This is a genomic window from Sphaerospermopsis torques-reginae ITEP-024 (assembly GCF_019598945.1).
Lineage (GTDB): Bacteria > Cyanobacteriota > Cyanobacteriia > Cyanobacteriales > Nostocaceae > Sphaerospermopsis.
Genome location: NZ_CP080598.1, coordinates 5038628 through 5055804 on the forward strand (window position 1 = coordinate 5038628; position 17177 = coordinate 5055804).

18 protein-coding genes are annotated in these 17177 nt (G+C 37.8%); 4 read left to right on the top strand and 14 right to left on the bottom strand.

The window, feature by feature from the left end:
• The first annotated feature begins 15 nt into the window (after window positions 1–15).
• From K2F26_RS23415 to K2F26_RS23430, 4 genes are read left to right on the top strand one after another with little or no spacing between them, the layout of a single operon-like run.
• The gene (locus K2F26_RS23415) at window positions 16–1755 is read left to right on the top strand and encodes an asparagine synthetase B family protein (RefSeq protein WP_220609698.1); all 1740 of its coding nucleotides are present in this window, start codon (window positions 16–18) and stop codon (window positions 1753–1755) included.
• A 4-nt stretch (window positions 1756–1759) separates the two neighbouring features.
• Window positions 1760–2026 carry an AAA family ATPase gene (locus tag K2F26_RS23420; protein ID WP_246605471.1) on the top strand — a complete coding sequence of 89 codons (267 nt, stop codon included), beginning with the start codon at window positions 1760–1762 and terminating at the stop codon, window positions 2024–2026.
• Window positions 2004–2570, top strand: a complete 567-nt coding sequence (locus tag K2F26_RS23425) for an HNH endonuclease family protein (RefSeq protein ID WP_246605472.1) — start codon at window positions 2004–2006, stop codon at window positions 2568–2570. The genes K2F26_RS23420 and K2F26_RS23425 overlap by 23 nt, the downstream gene beginning before the upstream one ends.
• A gap of 52 nt (window positions 2571–2622) precedes the next feature.
• A complete protein-coding gene (locus tag K2F26_RS23430; protein ID WP_220609699.1) occupies window positions 2623–3084 on the top strand; it encodes a DUF29 domain-containing protein in 462 nt (153 codons plus the stop codon).
• 16 nt (window positions 3085–3100) lie between these two features.
• Here K2F26_RS23430 and K2F26_RS23435 read toward each other — a convergent pair whose 3' ends face one another.
• The 14 genes from K2F26_RS23435 to K2F26_RS23500 form a co-directional block, all read right to left on the bottom strand.
• On the bottom strand, window positions 3101–4414 hold the full coding sequence (locus tag K2F26_RS23435; protein ID WP_220609700.1) for a toprim domain-containing protein: 1314 nt from the start codon (window positions 4412–4414) through the stop codon (window positions 3101–3103).
• Between the two features lie 56 nt (window positions 4415–4470).
• On the bottom strand, window positions 4471–5703 hold the full coding sequence (locus K2F26_RS23440; protein WP_220609701.1) for a diaminopimelate decarboxylase family protein: 1233 nt from the start codon (window positions 5701–5703) through the stop codon (window positions 4471–4473).
• The gene (locus K2F26_RS23445) at window positions 5670–7391 is read right to left on the bottom strand and encodes an asparagine synthetase B family protein (protein ID WP_220609702.1); all 1722 of its coding nucleotides are present in this window, start codon (window positions 7389–7391) and stop codon (window positions 5670–5672) included. Before K2F26_RS23445 ends, K2F26_RS23440 begins: the two co-directional genes overlap by 34 nt.
• Before the next feature lie 2 nt (window positions 7392–7393).
• Entirely contained in the window at window positions 7394–8011 is a 618-nt protein-coding gene (locus K2F26_RS23450; protein WP_194053897.1) for a DUF3859 domain-containing protein, read from the bottom strand.
• Between the two features lie 190 nt (window positions 8012–8201).
• Entirely contained in the window at window positions 8202–8963 is a 762-nt protein-coding gene (cpcG4, locus tag K2F26_RS23455; RefSeq protein ID WP_194053899.1) for a phycobilisome rod-core linker protein CpcG4, read from the bottom strand.
• A 409-nt stretch (window positions 8964–9372) separates the two neighbouring features.
• The gene (gene cpcG2, locus K2F26_RS23460; protein ID WP_194053908.1) at window positions 9373–10116 is read right to left on the bottom strand and encodes a phycobilisome rod-core linker protein CpcG2; all 744 of its coding nucleotides are present in this window, start codon (window positions 10114–10116) and stop codon (window positions 9373–9375) included.
• Between the two features lie 154 nt (window positions 10117–10270).
• On the bottom strand, window positions 10271–11110 hold the full coding sequence (gene cpcG1, locus K2F26_RS23465) for a phycobilisome rod-core linker protein CpcG1 (RefSeq protein ID WP_220609703.1): 840 nt from the start codon (window positions 11108–11110) through the stop codon (window positions 10271–10273).
• 139 nt (window positions 11111–11249) lie between these two features.
• A complete protein-coding gene (gene cpcF / locus K2F26_RS23470; RefSeq protein WP_220609704.1) occupies window positions 11250–11864 on the bottom strand; it encodes a C-phycocyanin alpha-cysteine-84 phycocyanobilin lyase subunit CpcF in 615 nt (204 codons plus the stop codon).
• Window positions 11865–11995: 131 nt separating this feature from the next.
• Window positions 11996–12820: a C-phycocyanin alpha-cysteine-84 phycocyanobilin lyase subunit CpcE gene (gene cpcE, locus K2F26_RS23475; RefSeq protein WP_220609705.1), complete on the bottom strand. Its 825-nt coding sequence runs from the start codon at window positions 12818–12820 to the stop codon at window positions 11996–11998.
• 10 nt (window positions 12821–12830) lie between these two features.
• Window positions 12831–13070, bottom strand: coding sequence for a rod-capping linker protein CpcD (cpcD, locus tag K2F26_RS23480; protein WP_194053918.1), 240 nt, complete (start codon window positions 13068–13070; stop codon window positions 12831–12833).
• Window positions 13071–13120: 50 nt separating this feature from the next.
• Window positions 13121–13981 carry a phycobilisome linker polypeptide gene (locus K2F26_RS23485; protein WP_194053920.1) on the bottom strand — a complete coding sequence of 287 codons (861 nt, stop codon included), beginning with the start codon at window positions 13979–13981 and terminating at the stop codon, window positions 13121–13123.
• A 342-nt stretch (window positions 13982–14323) separates the two neighbouring features.
• Window positions 14324–14812: a C-phycocyanin subunit alpha gene (cpcA, locus tag K2F26_RS23490; RefSeq protein WP_220609706.1), complete on the bottom strand. Its 489-nt coding sequence runs from the start codon at window positions 14810–14812 to the stop codon at window positions 14324–14326.
• A 103-nt stretch (window positions 14813–14915) separates the two neighbouring features.
• Window positions 14916–15437 carry a C-phycocyanin subunit beta gene (gene cpcB / locus K2F26_RS23495; protein ID WP_096565049.1) on the bottom strand — a complete coding sequence of 174 codons (522 nt, stop codon included), beginning with the start codon at window positions 15435–15437 and terminating at the stop codon, window positions 14916–14918.
• A gap of 731 nt (window positions 15438–16168) precedes the next feature.
• On the bottom strand, window positions 16169–17089 hold the full coding sequence (locus tag K2F26_RS23500) for an RluA family pseudouridine synthase (RefSeq protein ID WP_220609707.1): 921 nt from the start codon (window positions 17087–17089) through the stop codon (window positions 16169–16171).
• Window positions 17090–17177 lie beyond the last annotated feature (88 nt).

The following is a 17177-nucleotide window of genomic DNA, read 5'->3' on the forward strand; positions in this document are numbered from 1 at the left end:
CGTGGTTAATTTAATATGTTTTTTAATTTTTTTCAAAATCCTCAATCAGTAAATTCTAATTTTCAAGTAATACCTACTTGGTATGTAGCTTATGGAAAATTAGATGTTGTAGACGCTTTAAAAGCAGATGTCACCTGGCAAGATGAACAATTTGCTGTTATTTCCGCATCCGAAAATTTTGCCATGAGTCTTAACGAAAGATTTGTATTAGTTGGTGATATATGGTTAAGTAATCGTTTAGAACTCCTACAAAGAATAAATATTGATTCTCCCCAAAAAATCAGTAATCAACAAATAATTTTACAACTTTGGCAAAAGTATAATTTTCAATGTTTAACCCTATTATTAGGGATGTTCAACTTAGTAGTTTGGGATCGAGAAAAGCAAGAATTATATTTAGTCAGAGATGCTATAGGTAGCCGAACTTTATATTATACAACTAAAGGTTTGACTCGCTGGATTGCTCCCAAATTAACCACCCTTGCACCTCATAGAAACAATGACTTAGATTTAATCGCACTGCGAGATTATTTATGTTGTGCATTTGTTCCAGGAGAAAGAACACTTTGGCAAAATGTGAAAGAAATTCGTCCTGGTACACTTATAGAAATGCCTTCAAATCAAGTTTATCATTATTGGCAACTGCAAGAAAAAATAATAGATGTTAATCAACCTTTAGAATGGTATAGCGAGAAATTAAGTGATTTACTAGAACAAGTTATCAAAGAATATTTACCAGAAAATCAACCTTTGGGAGTATTTCTTTCTGGTGGTTTAGACTCTAGCAGTATTACCGCATTAGCAGCAAAATTACATAATGCACCAGTTCATACTTATTCCATTCATTTTGGTAATGAAACACCCAATGAATTAGAATTTTCTAGCTTAGTTGCAGAACATTGTCAAACACAACATCACATTTTAGAAATTACCTTTCGGGAAATGTGGGAACGTTTACCAGAAACAATGTTATATTTAGATGATCCTATCGGTGATCCTTTAACAGTACCAAATTTATTAATAGGTAAACTAGCGAGAGAAAATGTAGAGATTACATTAAATGGAGAAGGAGGAGATCCTTGTTTTGGAGGTCCAAAAAATCAACCAATGTTGATTAATAGTTTATATGGTACAATTAATAATCAAGATGCTTTAACAGCTTATTTAATATCTTTCCAAAAATGTGCTTTAGACTTACCACAACTATTAAAACCGGAAATTTGGCAAAGTGTAAAAAATGAATCTTCTGTATTTTACCATGATTTAAATGCCGATGCTAATTATTTAAATAGATTAATGAAATTGAATATTAAATTTAAAGGAGCAGATCATATTCTAACCAAGGTAAATAACTTAACCCAAGCAGCAGGTTTACAAGGTTTATCACCATTATTTGATCAGCGAGTAGTTGACTTGAGTATGCAAATTCCCCCAGAATATAAACTTTCAGGAGTCGAAGAAAAAGCAGTTTTGAAAAAAGCAGTCAGTGATATTTTACCAGATACAATTATTCAGCGTCCTAAAAGTGGAATGATGGTTCCTGTACAATTAGGATTTAGGAAATATTGGCAAAAACAAGCGCGGAAATTGTTGTTAAATAGAAATAGTGAAATTTGCGCTTATATTAATCAGGATATTTTACGGAATTGGTTAGAGTTTAAAGGTGATATTTGGGGGCGTTATGGTGTTAAACTATGGTTATTGGTTAGTTTGGAAATTTGGTTGCAGGTAAATAAATCAGTATTAAAGAAATAGTCAAATGCTAAAAGAACTTCATTTAAGGTCTGTAGGACCATCTTCTCAATTTGATGTTGAATTTGCTGATAGACTGAATATCTTTACTGGTGATAATGGACTAGGTAAAAGCTTTTTACTAGATGTTGCTTGGTGGGTACTTACCGGAAATTGGGTAGAACAACCAGCTTATCCGCAAAGAAATACAGAACAACCCCCAGAAATTATCTCCCAAATTGAAACTAAATATGGTTTAAAAGATTATCAAAGTGGTTTTAATTTTTCTGTTTGATGAAAAAGCAAGACTATCAGGTAATAATTGGTTAGCAAAAAATACAGATCCTAAAAAAAGACCTATAGATTATTGGTCAAAATTCAAAAGTGATTTAGCTGGTGGTTTTAATAATCTTTGTGGTTATAGTGTCATGTATGAACCTGTAGAAACTGTAGAGCATTTTTTATCTTGTGAAAATCATCGTCATTTAGCTTATGAATGGAGTAATTACCGTTTTGCTTCTGGTTGGATTAATAGTAGTAAAGGTACTCTTGATAACCAAGTTCTTGATCCATTTGAAGTTGAGGATGACTGGTTTGAAATTTTGTTACCTTCACTCCAGTTAGTTATTACTGATAAAGTACCACCTGAGAAACTAGAAAAAGCAGAATTTACTTTAAAAAGATTACGTTTGCAAAATGGCTCACAAGTGATGCGCCAGCGTCAAGTATGGTATAATTTATATTGTGCTGGTAGTATTGACTTAGAAGGGTTAGAAAAAATGGCTCCTCTAATTGCTAGAGCAGTTAAAAAACAACAAGCAAATTCTGACAGAGAATAATTAATTATATATTTGAGAAAATCAAGTAGAAATCACTCCCGGAGCAATAGAAATGATACAAAACATACCAAAACATGATATTTTATATGAAACAGATTTTCTTGCTTGGTGCGAAAGAACAGTTACTCAACTCAAAGCAAAAGATGTAGAAAATCTTGATTTTGAACATTTAATAGAGGAAATTGAAAGTTTGGGAAAAAGCGAAAGACGGGAATTAAGAAATAGATTATTAGTTTTGATAGCACACATTCTCAAACGGATGTATGTTAACAGTTCTGAAAACTTCAATGGATGGGAAGTAACTATTATAGAACAACGAAAACAAATTAAAGTTTTATTGAAAGAATCTCCCAGCTTAAAACCTTATCTAGCACAAATATTTACAGAAGTTTATGCTGATGCTTTAGATATTGTTTCCGTTGATTATAAACAAACAGATTTTCCTGATACATGGCCATTTGATTTTGGTACAGATTTACTTTTATCTGCAAAATATTGGGAGCATAATCTGTAACTTGCATTGTAAATATTTAACCAAAACTTTCCACCATATAAATATCATTCCCAGAATCACCAATTAATATCATACTACTATCATCATTTGTTAAATTAAAACTTCCAGAAATACCATTTCTGAGAACTTTAATTAAAATTTGTGGGTAAAAAGATTCTAATTCTACAAAATTACCTGCATCTAACCAAGCTAACTCTTCCGCAGTTAAAATTTGACGAATTTCTAACGGTAATTCTTTTGATTTATTAGCTAAAGAAGTTGCATTTTGGAAAAACATTCCCCGCTCATTTGCCAGAATTTGACGAGGTAATAAACCTACATCAATAATTGTGACATCATTATTTAAAAACCAAGTTTCACTATTACGAAGATGATGGACTAAACTAACACCTTTAGGACTACAATCATGGAAAGCAAAAACTTGTAAATTTGGGTTTCTGCGTAACATTTCCATTGTAGTATCAAAAATACTTTGGGGATAACCATTAACGCTGAGAATTGCACAGTTATTTTCAAAATGGAAATTATTAGCAATTAACAATTGTGCGATATTAGCACTATCACAAACTATCAAACGATCAAAACTGTAAGCTGTAACTTCAGGATTTATAGATATTGAATCAACTTCGGAAATGATTTGTTGTACAGAAGGTAATAGTTTATCAATTGTGCCATTAATTTCCTGCCATTTTGTTAACCAACCTTCCACAGAGGATAGATAAACTCTCAAATTTTTAATACTTGTGGCGGGATCAATTTTTTGTTGACTGAGAAATAATGCTGAACCTCCTGAAATTATTACAGCAATCATAATTGGTAAAGATTTTATTACAAAACTAATCAAACTTCCTGCTAATAAAATCAAAATACCAACAATTTTTAAAGATTTTGCACTAGCTTTACGTTCTGTATATGAGTTGAATGGAGATTTAGTTTGTTGATATAAACCAATAATTGTGATTACCTGAAAAATTAAATTACAAACCAGGAAAGAATTAGGTAAAAATCCACTGGTAACTCCTCCAAAAACACCCGTTACGCAAATGTTCGATAATATATATGAACCGATATTTCCTCCGACTGAAGATGCTGTAAGTCGGATGCGATTTTTGCGATTTTCCAGAAAATATAACAGTTGTTTGGCTGTAAAGTATAAAGTATTGTTAGCAGAAATATCAGCCAATATTTTAGCAAACATGGGATCTGTAATTTTTAAAGTTCCCATTGTTGTAGGTTCAAAAACAAAAGGATGATTACATTGTTTGCATCTTCCATAATTTGCTGTTCTGTCTTTTAAGTTGTTGTCAGTTCCGCAGTTAATACATTTCATAGGTTTTTTGGTAATGGGTAATTGGTAATGGGTAATTGGTAATATATTTAAGTAAACTAAACTATTTGATTATTCAGTAAAACACTGTAATCTTCTCGTTTTCTAATTAACCGATGAGTACCATTTTCTATTAAAACTTCCGCAGGTTTAGGACGATGTAAAAAATGGGAAGACATCGCATAACCATAAGCACCCACATCTAAAATAGCGATCATATCACCAATTTTTAAAGCGGGAAGTTGACAATTTTTACCTAAATAATCCCGTGAATAAGTGGTATTTCCACAAACATCCGTGATATAATTTGTGATATTCTTTTCATAAGTTTGATTTTTCCAACTTACAATTTCTCGAAAACCTCCATGTACCGCAGGAACAGAAAGATTAGCAACCGTAGAATCTACACCTAAAACTTGTTTATTACCTTGCCATTTCACAGATACAACCTGAGCTAACAAAGTTCCACAACCCGCAATAGCAGAGCGTCCTGGTTCAATAATCAAATTAATATTTTTCCCTAAATTGCCAATTTTTCTACTTAACTCATCTCCAAAAGTTTCCCAATCAAAAGCAACACCATCATGATGATAAGGAAAACCAAAACCTCCACCAAAATCTAAATATTGCCAATCTGGTAAATTTTCTGCTATGGATATTACCTCATCAATAACATTAGTAAAAGCAGAAGTTGCATTAGTTCCCGTACCCCGATAAAAATGTAAACCCGAAATCTTTAAACCTGCATTACTCGCAATAGCAACTGCCTCATCAAAATCTGCTATACTAACACCAATACGACTATCTTCAGAAATATTTAAACGTAAACCAATATTTAACTTTGCGTCTTTGCTCCTTTGCGTCTTTGCGCGAAACAAAAAAATCTCACACAACAAACGCAACTGAGAAATACTATCCAAATTTAAAGTATTCACACCCCAATTTAAAACTTGTTCCATTTCCTCCCGACTTAAATTACTACCACTATAGACAATTTCCGAAGGTGCAAAACCAGCATTTAAACCCAAATAAATATCACCTGGTGTATTAGCATGAAGTCCCCAACCAGCATTTTTAAATATCTTCAATAACGCAATATTTCCATTAGTGACACTGGCAAAATAAAACCGAGTTTGAGGATAATGGAAAGAGTTAGTAATATGGGAAATAGTTTGATTTAAAATATCACCATCATAAACATATAAAGGAGAACCGTAAATATTTAATAATTCTTCAGCAAGTTCTTGAGAAAATGGAGTTAATAATTTTGCAGTTTCTTGTAATGTTTCCATAAACCACGAGGTAATAAAAACGGATGCTTCCAAGACTTTGATCCTAGTTTTACACCAAAAACGTGAAAATACCAAAGTTCCCACATAATTAGTAACCAAAGTATCTCACCTATGCGTCGTCCTTGAATATGTCCTCCCAGTTCTCCGGTAATAATTTTTGTTGCTATATCAGGGTAAAAAATATTTTCCGCTTCTAGTATACCCGGATTTAACCAATTACCAAGATCATGCCAAAAATTATTTACACACCAAGAAGTTAAGGGAACACCCATCCCCCGCTTTTGTCTCCAGACTATTTCCGATGGTAGTAAATTTTCTACAGCGCGTTTCAAGATATACTTTTCACAAGCACCCTGTAAACAGAGTTCACCAGATAGCTGAAAAGTCCATTCTGCTAAATTTAAATCACAAAAAGGCGATCGCACATTTAACCCATGCACAAAACTTAACGCAGTTGCACGGGGATGAATATTTTGCGCTCCCTTTAACATCAAACTTGCACGACGCAGACGATGTAACAACGAAGGACAAAAACGACTATCTAACCCATCTAACAGCCATTCCTGGGCATTTAAACCCCGAATCTGAGCATAAATATCCGGTTGATACACCCTAGATTCATAACCCCAGAGACGGTGAAAAGTTCTTAAATATTGTTGAATAAAACCCTCATTTTTATGCGGATGTTCACTTTGATAAATACCCGCAGCAATTAAAGGTTTATTAGTCCAACCTGCAAATAATTGATCACCACCTTCACCATTAAAAATGACCTTAGTTTCTTGAGAAGCGACTTTATTTAAAAGATATAAAGGAACAGTAACACCATCACCAAAAGGTAAATCTAAAGCTTTAACAGTAGGAATAATTGCATTTTTAATATTTTTCGGACTTGCATCAACCTTAACAATAGGAATATTTAAAAAATCTGCCACCTGTTCCGCATAAGGATATTCAGAAATACCAAACTCACCAAAATCTAAACTATAAGCACGAACTTTAACCCCTGCATTTACCAACAAAGCAGCAACAATGGAAGAATCTAAACCCCCAGATAAAAACACACCTACAGGATCATCTTTTAAATCGTTAATTTGTCTTTCCACCGCATTTTTTAATAAACCTTGTAATTGAGAAACTGCGGTATTTTCATCTGTAATTTGTTCTGGAGATTCAACCCATTGATAAAATTTTCTCACTTCGTAATTTTCAATATTATCAATATTAAAAACTACCTCAGTTCCCGCACTCACAGAAAAAACACCCTCAACAGGAGTCAAAGGAGTAGGAACATAAGAAAAACAGGAATAACCATATAAACCAGAAATATTAACCTCTGGTTTTTCCATTATTTCCAAAAGTAAATCTAACCGAGAACCAAACCAAACAGTATTATTTTCAGAATTATTTTTACAACTCCAAAATAAAGGAAATCTCCCAAAAACATCCCTACCCAAAATCAACCTATCATCTTCTATTTTCACCCAAACATCAGCATCATCAAAACCCGAAGCAGAAAGAGCAGCAATAGTATTTCCTTCTATCTCCCGTGCATCATCACACCCCACATAAACAACCTCAAAAACAAACCCTTCTCCCTTCCCTCCTCTCTCTGCGTCTCTGCGTCTCTGCGTGATAAAATCTTCCTTCTTCTCACCCCAATAACCGATAAAATGATAGGATAACATAACTATTGCACAACAAAAATTTCTTCACTAATTTTTCTCCCATCCAGCAACATTTCCACCTTCCAATTACCCACAGGTGCAGCAGAATTGATAGGATATTTACAGCGAGTATTCCAAATAGAAGTAGTTACATCTTTAGTTTCATAACTATTTTGCTTCACAATTTTTCCACTAGGATCTATCCAATTACAACTAAGAGATAATTTTTTACCTATCGGTGCATCTTTCAAAGTCACACGATAAAAAACATCACCATTAGCTTGACGAGAAACAGTATTTATTTGTTGTTCATTAGCTAAAGTAATTTTATCTTGCTGTGCAGAAACATTAGCTAATAAAGAAGCATTTTTTTGATTTAAAAATACCACACCACCAATAGTTATAATAAGCGCCCCAACCACCCCAAAAGCTATCAACTTATTACGACGTTGTTGCACCTCCAAAGCTTGACGACGACGCAACTGAATCAAAGCTTCATCTAACAACTCTGGAGGTAAATTTAACTCTTGTAAAATTTGCTGAACTTGTTGTTGGTCAAATTCAGCTTCTTGACGTAATTGTAAACCTTGAACTTCAGCAATAATTTGGTTTAATTGTTCTTGAGTTAATCGCTGTTCCATAATAATTAAAAATTAAAAAACTTCTATTTTTCTCCTCCCAATCACCAATGACCCATAACCAAGGGTCCAGTTTTCACCTAACACCATAACTAGCTAACATAGAAACCGCCAACTCGTTATCATATCAAAGTAAAAACCAGACCCAGTAGAAAGTTTAGGTAATCAATAGGTAATTAGAGAATTACCGATTTTAGCGTTTACCACGATAAGGAACTTCATTCAAGTAATCAATGTCAAAAGAAGAGATTCTTTGAGCATAGTTACCCTTACCAGACAGAGAAGCGGCCATATCTGCAAACTTGCCAGGATCGCCTTCTCTGAGACGTTTTGTTTTCGCCTTTGCAGTGTAGAAGTTTTCCAACACAAAGCGCCAGTCGGTTCTGACTGTACCTGCTGTTTCTTGGAAGTCCACACCGTAACGAGGAGTAACCAAGTTATAGGGACGACCTTCCATGCGTTTACGTTGGTAAGGTACGGTGTTATCACCAAAGTTTTGGTTATATTCTTCGCTGTCTACCAAAGCATCAACAAAGCCATCAAAACCCTTAGTACCAATAACAATAGACCAAGCAATTTCTTCTTCTTTGTTGTAAGCAGAACGACCCAAAAGGCGCTTGAGGGTGATATCTACTAAACGATAGTTGTTGTTAACAGAAACAACTAAACGATAGAAAGCTTCGGATTTAGCTAAACCACGAATGAAGTCTTTAACAGACAAAGAACCATTTTTCAGTTGAGATTCTAAAGTAATTTGGCGGTTAAACTTCAAAATTTCATGTTCGCTGAAAACTTGGCGATAGGAAGCCCAAATGATGCTTTGAATGTCAGTGTAAGAACTAACATCTTCTAAACGGTAGATATAAGGAGTATCTTCGTTTTTATCAGCAACACCGAAACTGCTAACGCGGTGGTTTTGGGTAGATGGTTTGTATTGAAGTAATGGCAGTGCCATGCTGCGTCTTTCCTCTTGTGAATAAATTCGTTTCGTTTCGTTTAAAAACAGAATTGGGTTTGTTTAAAAACAGAATTAGATTTGATCACTGCTATATAAAACCTAGACAAAGCTAGACTTTACTTTCTACTTCAACGGGAGCATGGGAGCGGTTATCCCTCAGTAGACTTGCACGCTGTAGCCCAACGCGACTTTCTCAGGTTAAGATTTGGAAACAGACTATCACTATCAATGCTTGGTTTTCGCGTCGGTAATAGTCTGATTCAATACTTGATATCTGAGGATTATATATCAAGTTGGCATTTTTCTGAGCTAACTTATGTCCATTTTTGTCAACATAAGTATATTATTGTCTATAAAATGGTCAACTTAGGACAAGCTCATTAGGTTACATACCTAATTAAGAGATTTAACGAACTGGGAAACTAGCACTAGGACTGATAGACACAGGAACACCTGCGGGTACTGTTTCCCTAGTAGTATCGGGAATTGCAATGTTAGCTGTGCTAACTGGTGTGTAAGTAACAATCCTGATATTAACAGCAGCAGCCATTTTCATGAAATCGCTTATACTACCGGGTTTGTAGCGTTCAGCTTCTAGCTTATCCCGCCAATAGTCAGCATAGCGGGGTGTTACCAAATTAAAGGGTCTGTCTTTATAGCGTCGGCGTTGGTAAGGAACAATATTTTCCCCAAAGCAGCTTTGATACTCTTGAGAATCTACCAAAGCATCAACAAAACCATCCCAGCCGCTAGTTGCAATTTTGATAGACCAAGCGATTTCTTCATCTTTGTTGTAAGGCGCACGACCTAACAACCGCTTGAGTCCAATTTCTACTAAACGATAATTAGAATTGGTTTTAATTACCAAATCTTGGAAAGCTTCAGATTTAGCCAAACCCCGGATAAAATCACGGACAGTAATAGCTTTATTTTTTACCTGAGATTCTAAATTACCTTGGCGGTAGAATTTGAGGATGACGTGTTCGCTAAAAAGCTGGCGATAAGCAGCCCAAATTAATTCTTCAACTTCACCACCAAAAGCATAATCTTCAATGCGGTAAACTCTGGGGGTGTCTTCGTTGGGTACTTCGTAACCAGCAACCCGTTGATTTTGTGAACTGGGTTTATATTCTAGTAAAGGTATTGCCATATTTTATGTTGTTTGTAAGTTGTAAGTTGTAAGTTGTAATTGGTAATTGGTAATTGGTAATTGGTAATTGGTAAACACTCTTTTCTGTCACCTGTCACCTGTCACCTGTCACCTGTCACCTGTCACTTTTCACCTGTCACCTGTCACCTATTCCCTAATTTTTCGAGAGTGCAGGGATATAGCTGTAAGGTAGAGAAACTGCTACGGGTTTAATGGTTACTTCTTCTGTAGTTACATCCCGTGAAGTATCGGGAATTTCCAAAGTTTTGATTTGAGAAGTCACAGCAGCAATTGTTCTTTGGTAGTTGCGTTCGGGAGTAATGATGTTTCCAGCCATTGCCAAGAAGTTAGCTGGAATAGCTTTCCGGATATCTTCAGTGGTGAGAGTTCCCGAAGTGCGGATGCTGTAGAAGGAACGATAACCAAAAGAACGCATACTTTGGGTATCGCGCCAGTTGGCATTGTAACGGGGGTTGACTAAGTTAAAAGGACGTGAACCAAAGCGACGACGCTGATAAGGTACAATATCATCGCCAAAGTTTTCTAGGTACTCGTCAGAGTCTAACAACGCATCAATAAAGCCATGTACGCCTTTGGTCGCAATAACAATAGACCAAGCAATTTCTTCATCTTTGTTGTAAGCTGCCCGTCCCACAAACCGCTTGAGGATAATATCAACTAAGCGATAGTTAGAATTAACCTCTGCTACTTGAGAGCGGAAAACATCTGATTTACCCAAACCCCGGATAAAATCACGAACAGTAATAGCCCGGTTTCGCAGTTGAGATTCTAAAAATTTTTGACGATAACTGCTTAAAATCAGATGTTCGCTAAAAATCTGCCGATATCCTGCCCAAATAATCGCATCAACATCTTGATCTGATGTGGCGTAGTTCAGTTTATAAACGGTTGGGGTGTCTTCGTTGGGAACTTCGTAACCTTCGACACGCTGATTTTGTGAAGAAGGAGAATATTCTAAAAGTGGTATTGACATCTTGACTTTTACCTTGTTTTATGGTATTGGGTTTAAGCTAAACAAGCTCAGGACTGATGCAAAACTTCTCAAAAACCTCTTTCCTTTGTGTACTTTGCGTACTTTGCGGTTAATTATTCCGTAGCTTGTGCGTAACGCCTCAAGTGGTTAAACCCAAACTACTAGAAGCTAATTGAATGCGAGCGCACACAGCTTGTTCACTATCATTAGCCAGCATTTCTTGGAAGAAAGTCAAGATGGTTTCTCTTATCTCCGCTATTTTTGCCAAAGCCTGTAAACCAACAATGGCAGCATAGCGAATTGACCAGTCTGTGTCTTGACAAATCAACAGCAGTGTTTCTAATGCGCGATTGATAGCTGTTTGACGTTCAGCCATGCCTAATTGAGACCAGTTTAAATTTCCTAATCCTTTAGCAGCAGCACGGCGCACACTAGGTGCGAAGTCTGTAGCAGCAGTTGAGATTAACACATCTAAAGCACGGGGATCAGCGATCGCTGCTAAGGTGCGAATCGAATAAGCCCGTGCGCCATAGTTATAATCATCAATTTGTTCTAGCAACTGAGGTACTGCCATTTCTCCCAGTTCTGTGAGTCCTGCTACTGCCACCACCGCTGCTGCTGGGTTATTGTAACCAAAAACAGCAATTAAGGTAGAAATGGCCTTTGGATCTTTAGCTGCTGCTAGGTTCTTCACTGCTGTCACCATTTGCGCTGATGTTTCCGCTTGCTTAACAGCATTAATTAGTTCATCCATGTCTCAGTGGTCAATAGTTGGAAGGTGACAGTTGACAGGTGACAGGTGATAGGTGACAGGTGACAGTAATAAATTTACCAATTACCCATTACCAATTACCTATTACCAATTACCCATTACCAATCACCAACTTATAAAAGTGAATCCATCAGGGTCATGACTCGGAGTGCTTGATCAGAAACAGAATCTGATTTATCAACAAGTTGATGTTCTAACAATCCTTTGAGTGCCATGAGTTTGAAACTATTTTCTGCCTGAGCTTGGGCGATCGCCTCAGCAGCAGCCATATAACCAATCGCTCCCAAATCCCCCAAAATAGAGCGCCGCAATTTCAGATCACTGTTTTGCATCATTTTCACCAAAAATTCCCCATACTGAGAATCTTGGGTGAGTTGATACATAGCCCTAGCTGCGGAGCATTGCACCCTTGTGACTGGATGCTCTAAAAAAGGCTGAATTAGGGAAATAGCCTCAGTTGCACCAATAGCTCCCAAGGCTTCTAAAACTGCCTGATATGGTTGGGTCAGATGGGGACGGCCTGGTACTTGCACGGCCTTGGCAACACCCCCATCTAGCATTTTGATCAGTGCTGGTATTGCAGTTTCAGCGTTAAGCATTGCTAAAGATTGGGCTGCTGCTTCTCGCACATAAAAATCTGAGCATTCCAAACACTGAATCAAGCCCGGTATAGCTTTAGGACTGCCCAATTTTCCCAATGCTCTGGCTGCATTCCGTCGGAGTGGATAACCTCCTAGTTCTGTTTTGTCAGCTTCATCCTCTAACGCTGTAATGAGTGCGTCTACGGCTTCTGGCTGACTGACTCGAAATTTACCCAACCACCAAGCGGCATAATAGCGGAGACTTAAATCTGATGATTGCAGGTTAGCGATGGCTTGCTCTGGTGTCAACTGCGCCCCATTTTCGGCAGAATGTTCTGTCGTACTGGGTTCTATCATTACCAGTGCTTTATCCTGCTACAGTCAAAGGTTCAATTTTGACAATTCTGCCACCTAAGCGGCTAATCCGCTGCATTTCTTCAGTCATCCGGCTGTAGGGTACGGTAATAAATACGCTACCGCTACGACGAATGCTGAAATTATTTTTGTCGGTTTCTTGGTTTTGCTTTAAGCCTACAACTTCATAACGAAATACACGGCTTGCAGATGAAGAAACGCTACTAGCACCAAGTGTAGTTTGACCGAACATTACTTCTAAATCTCCTCTTGATGGGTTATACCAACAAACAGCACAATATCTTACGTAGATGTAATACTGACTATTTTTCCGCCTTGTTTGTGAATTTGCTGAATCTTGTCAGAAAGACGCTCGTAAGGTACTATAAATGCTGTGCTGCTGCGGCGCACGCTGGGGTATCCTGGATTGCGTATGCCCGCTACTTCAATTCGGTAAACGCGATCCGATTTCCCTACAGCATTACCTAAGTTTTGCTTAGGTGCATTATCCGCAGATGGACGGAATGCCCAATTATCATTACTTCCCGATGGACCGACAACGGAGGAAGCTTTGTTACTAGCTAATTCCCGTGCCAAACGTGATTTGCTACCTTCTACCTGAGCAGTATCACTATTGGCATATCCACGGTACAAACGGAACATCCGGGTAAAACCAGCAGATGTTTGTCCTGGTTGAAAATCAAACCCGCGATAATAAGGAACAACATTGTCGCCAAAGTTGTTTTGATACTCCATCGAATCTATATAAGAGTCGATTTCTGCATCGTAACCCTCGTTAATATATAAATCTAAGTGGTATGTCACCTCAGACTCATCCAGAGGAGCGCGACCCAACAAATGTTTATAGTTGAGTTCAATTAACCGCGTTTGGAAACTGTTATAGAAGAATTTGGATTTGTAGAGTTCTGACTTAGCAACGCTCCGCACAAACTCACGCACGGTCAAATTACCATCCCTCAACAGTGACTCTGCACTCTTCAAGCGATCCGATGCCAGAATATAGTCGTTTCCTAAAACTTGGCGATAAACGGCTTTGATCACCATTTCCACTTCTTCGCGGCTGGCATTGGGGCGCAGTTCAACTCGACGTGAATCACTAAAAGGCTCAGTTCCCAGCCTAGACGCTGCTGCTGTAATTGCCATTGTTTTTCCCCTTTGATTCGCAATTTTGATTAGCAATACTGCTCTTTCTAACCAATTGCTGTTTGCATCAAATTGGTTATTTGTTAGCTATAGCCACAGATAAGGTAATCAGGACATTAATTAACTGGTGATACAAACTTTAGTGATCAGAAAACTATTATCGCTGTCACCTGTCACCTGTCACCTGTCACCTCACATACATAAAACTATGCCCGGAGCGAGATCCAACTGCTAGGTGATTCAGTCCAGTCGAGTGAAAAGAGATTCCCCACGAAAACTGATTTAATCCCAAAAGGATAAACTTCATCCAGCACTTGTACCCCTCTCCGGGCAAGAAGCTATCTAGCTGAGAGCGTTGATAGCGTAGTCAATGTAGGTGTTAGCTTCGTTAGCAGCTTGACCGCTCAAACCGTGGTTGCCTTTGATATATTTCAAAGCTTCAACATACCAGCTAGGAGACAAATCAAATGCGCTGTTGATTTCAGCCAAACCAGCAATTAAGAACTCATCCAAAGGACCTGTGCCACCAGCAACCAAGCTGTAAGTGATGATGCGGAGGTAGTGACCAACGTCACGAGCGCACTTAGACTTACCACGAGCATCAGCAGCAAATTGAGCGCCTGGTGTAGAGGTGGTGTAGGGGAACTTTTGGTACACAGCGTTGGTAGCACCATCAATCAGCTTTTGAGCGTTAGCTGTCAAACCACGAGCAGCTTCCATGCTGGCAGCAGCACGTACAAAACGACCGTTAACAGCTTGTAATTCGGTGTTGCTCAGGAAACGTCCTTGGGTATCAGCAGATGCGATAGCTTCGGTAATTGGGGTTTTCATGGTCTAATTTCTCCTTGATTGGTTTCGTATCTTGTTGGAATAGCTCGATTTTTAGCTGTGGACTACTTGTACTTGTTTGTACTTGTTGATTAAACAACGTTGATTAAACAACAGCAGCAGCAGCACGATCGAAGTAGCTTGCCAATTCAGAAACTAAAGAACTGCAATCACCTTTGGTGATACCGTTGGGATCGTTAACGATATTGATAGCAGCTTCTTTCATTTTTTGAACACCAACAGCTACGGAAGCACCAGGAGTACCCAAAGCTTGGTAAGTTTCACGTAAGCCATTTAAGCAACGGTCATCGAGAACACTAGCATCACCAGCCAATGCAGCGTAGGTAACATAGCGTAAGATGATTTCCATGTCGCGCAGACAAGCAGCCATGCGACGGTTGGTATAAGCATTACCACCAGGAGCGATCAATTGGGGTTGCTCTTCAAATAAAGCACGAGCAGCGTTGGTAACGATATCTTTAGCGTTGCTGGTAATCCGGTTAACAACGTCCAAACGCTTGCTACCAGCAGCTACAACTGCTGTCAAAGCATCTAGTTGTTCGGTGCTTAGAAATTCGCCTCTAGCATCAGCTTGAGTAACAACCTTGGAAAATACATCTAATGTCATGGACTCTAATCTCCTAATTACTTAGTTGAGAGTTGTGTTGATTGAAACAGTTGCTGTTTTATCAATCAGGAATGGATGCTCAAAAACAATGAGTTAATCAAAGCCAACTTGTTCTCTACTTCCTTTCTCATTTTCTTGTCTATCTTCCTCAAGGCAGAAATATGAGAATCAGAGGTATTTTTATGAGAACCTAGCCAACAAGTTTGGATTCGTTAGCTTGTTTAACTTTGCTCTGTTTTTGAACTCCTCCTGATTAGTTTATACACTGCTAGAGATACTTTATTTGTTACAATTTATGAATAAATAAGATCAGGTAATAAGAAAAGCCTCAAATCCTTTACATATAAGAGATTTATACCCCAAAAGTGGCTAATTTTTGTTACAAAAATTCATTAAGTTTGTAAATAACAGTAAATTTTATACATTTTATATTAATTTAATAATTCTGAAACAACAGACCAAATCTAAATTACAATTATTTTGTGATCATATCTAGAGTCAGTAGTTCATATTAAATAATGTAAAATTTACATTTCTAAATATTATTGAGAACCTGTTAAATTAACCTCCCTGGGGGGATTTCAGGGAGGTGGTGACTGGGGACTGGTGACTGGGGAAGAAAATTTTAGATTTTAGATTTTAGATTGGAATTGACAAAAACAATCCAAAATCCAAAATCCAAAATCCAAAATTGTATTACCAATTACCCATTACCCATTACCAATCACCAATCACCTACGACGAAGGACTTCTAATAGCTTTGTCAATGTCTGGGGTAAGGGTGCGGTAACTTCCACCCAATTTCCAGAAATGGGATGTTGTAACTTGAGTCGCCAAGCGTGTAAAGCTTGACCGGGTAAATTTACCCCCACAGAACGACCAGAACCATAAACAGGATCGCCAAGGATAGGATGACCTATTTTGGCGCTATGAACTCTAATTTGATGAGTACGGCCTGTTTCTAACTGGAAATGGATCAAGGTGTAGTTCCCCAGCCTTTCTTTCACTTGCCAATGGGTTATGGCTGACCTACCCCCCTCTTCTATGGAGACTATGGCCATTTTTTTGCGGTCTTGGGGATGACGACCAATGGGTAAATCTACCGTTCCGCTTTCGGTTTTGGGCGCACCATAAACCACCCCTAAATATTCTCTGCGTGCTGTTTTGGCTTGTAGTTGTGCTTGTATGTGTTGATAGGCGATATCAGTTTTAGCAATAGCGATCGCTCCAGTGGTATCCTTATCTAATCTGTGAACAATACCGGGACGCTGCACACCACCAATACCTGGTAAATTAGGACAATGTGCCAACAAAGCATTTACTAATGTACCATCTGTGTGACCAGGTGCTGGATGAACTACCAAACCTGCGGGTTTATTGAGAATGAGTAATTGCTCATCTTCGTAGAGAATATCTAAAGGGATATCTTCTGCTACCAGTTCCAACCGTTGAACTGCGGGAATTTCTAAACAAATGCGATCGCCTATTTTCAGATTTATTTTCTTAGATGTACAAACTTGATCATTGATTTGCACATGACCCTGTTCAATTAACTGTTGCACACGGGAACGAGACAAATCAGGTATTGCAGATGACAGATAGCGATCCAAGCGTTCAGTTTTTTCTTGGACTAAAAGATTAATAGCGGTCACAGTTGGTTAATTTTAAACAGCTAAGTATATAAAAATTTTACGGGTATCAGGGAGTTGGTGATTGGTAATTAGGTTATTCATCTTCCCC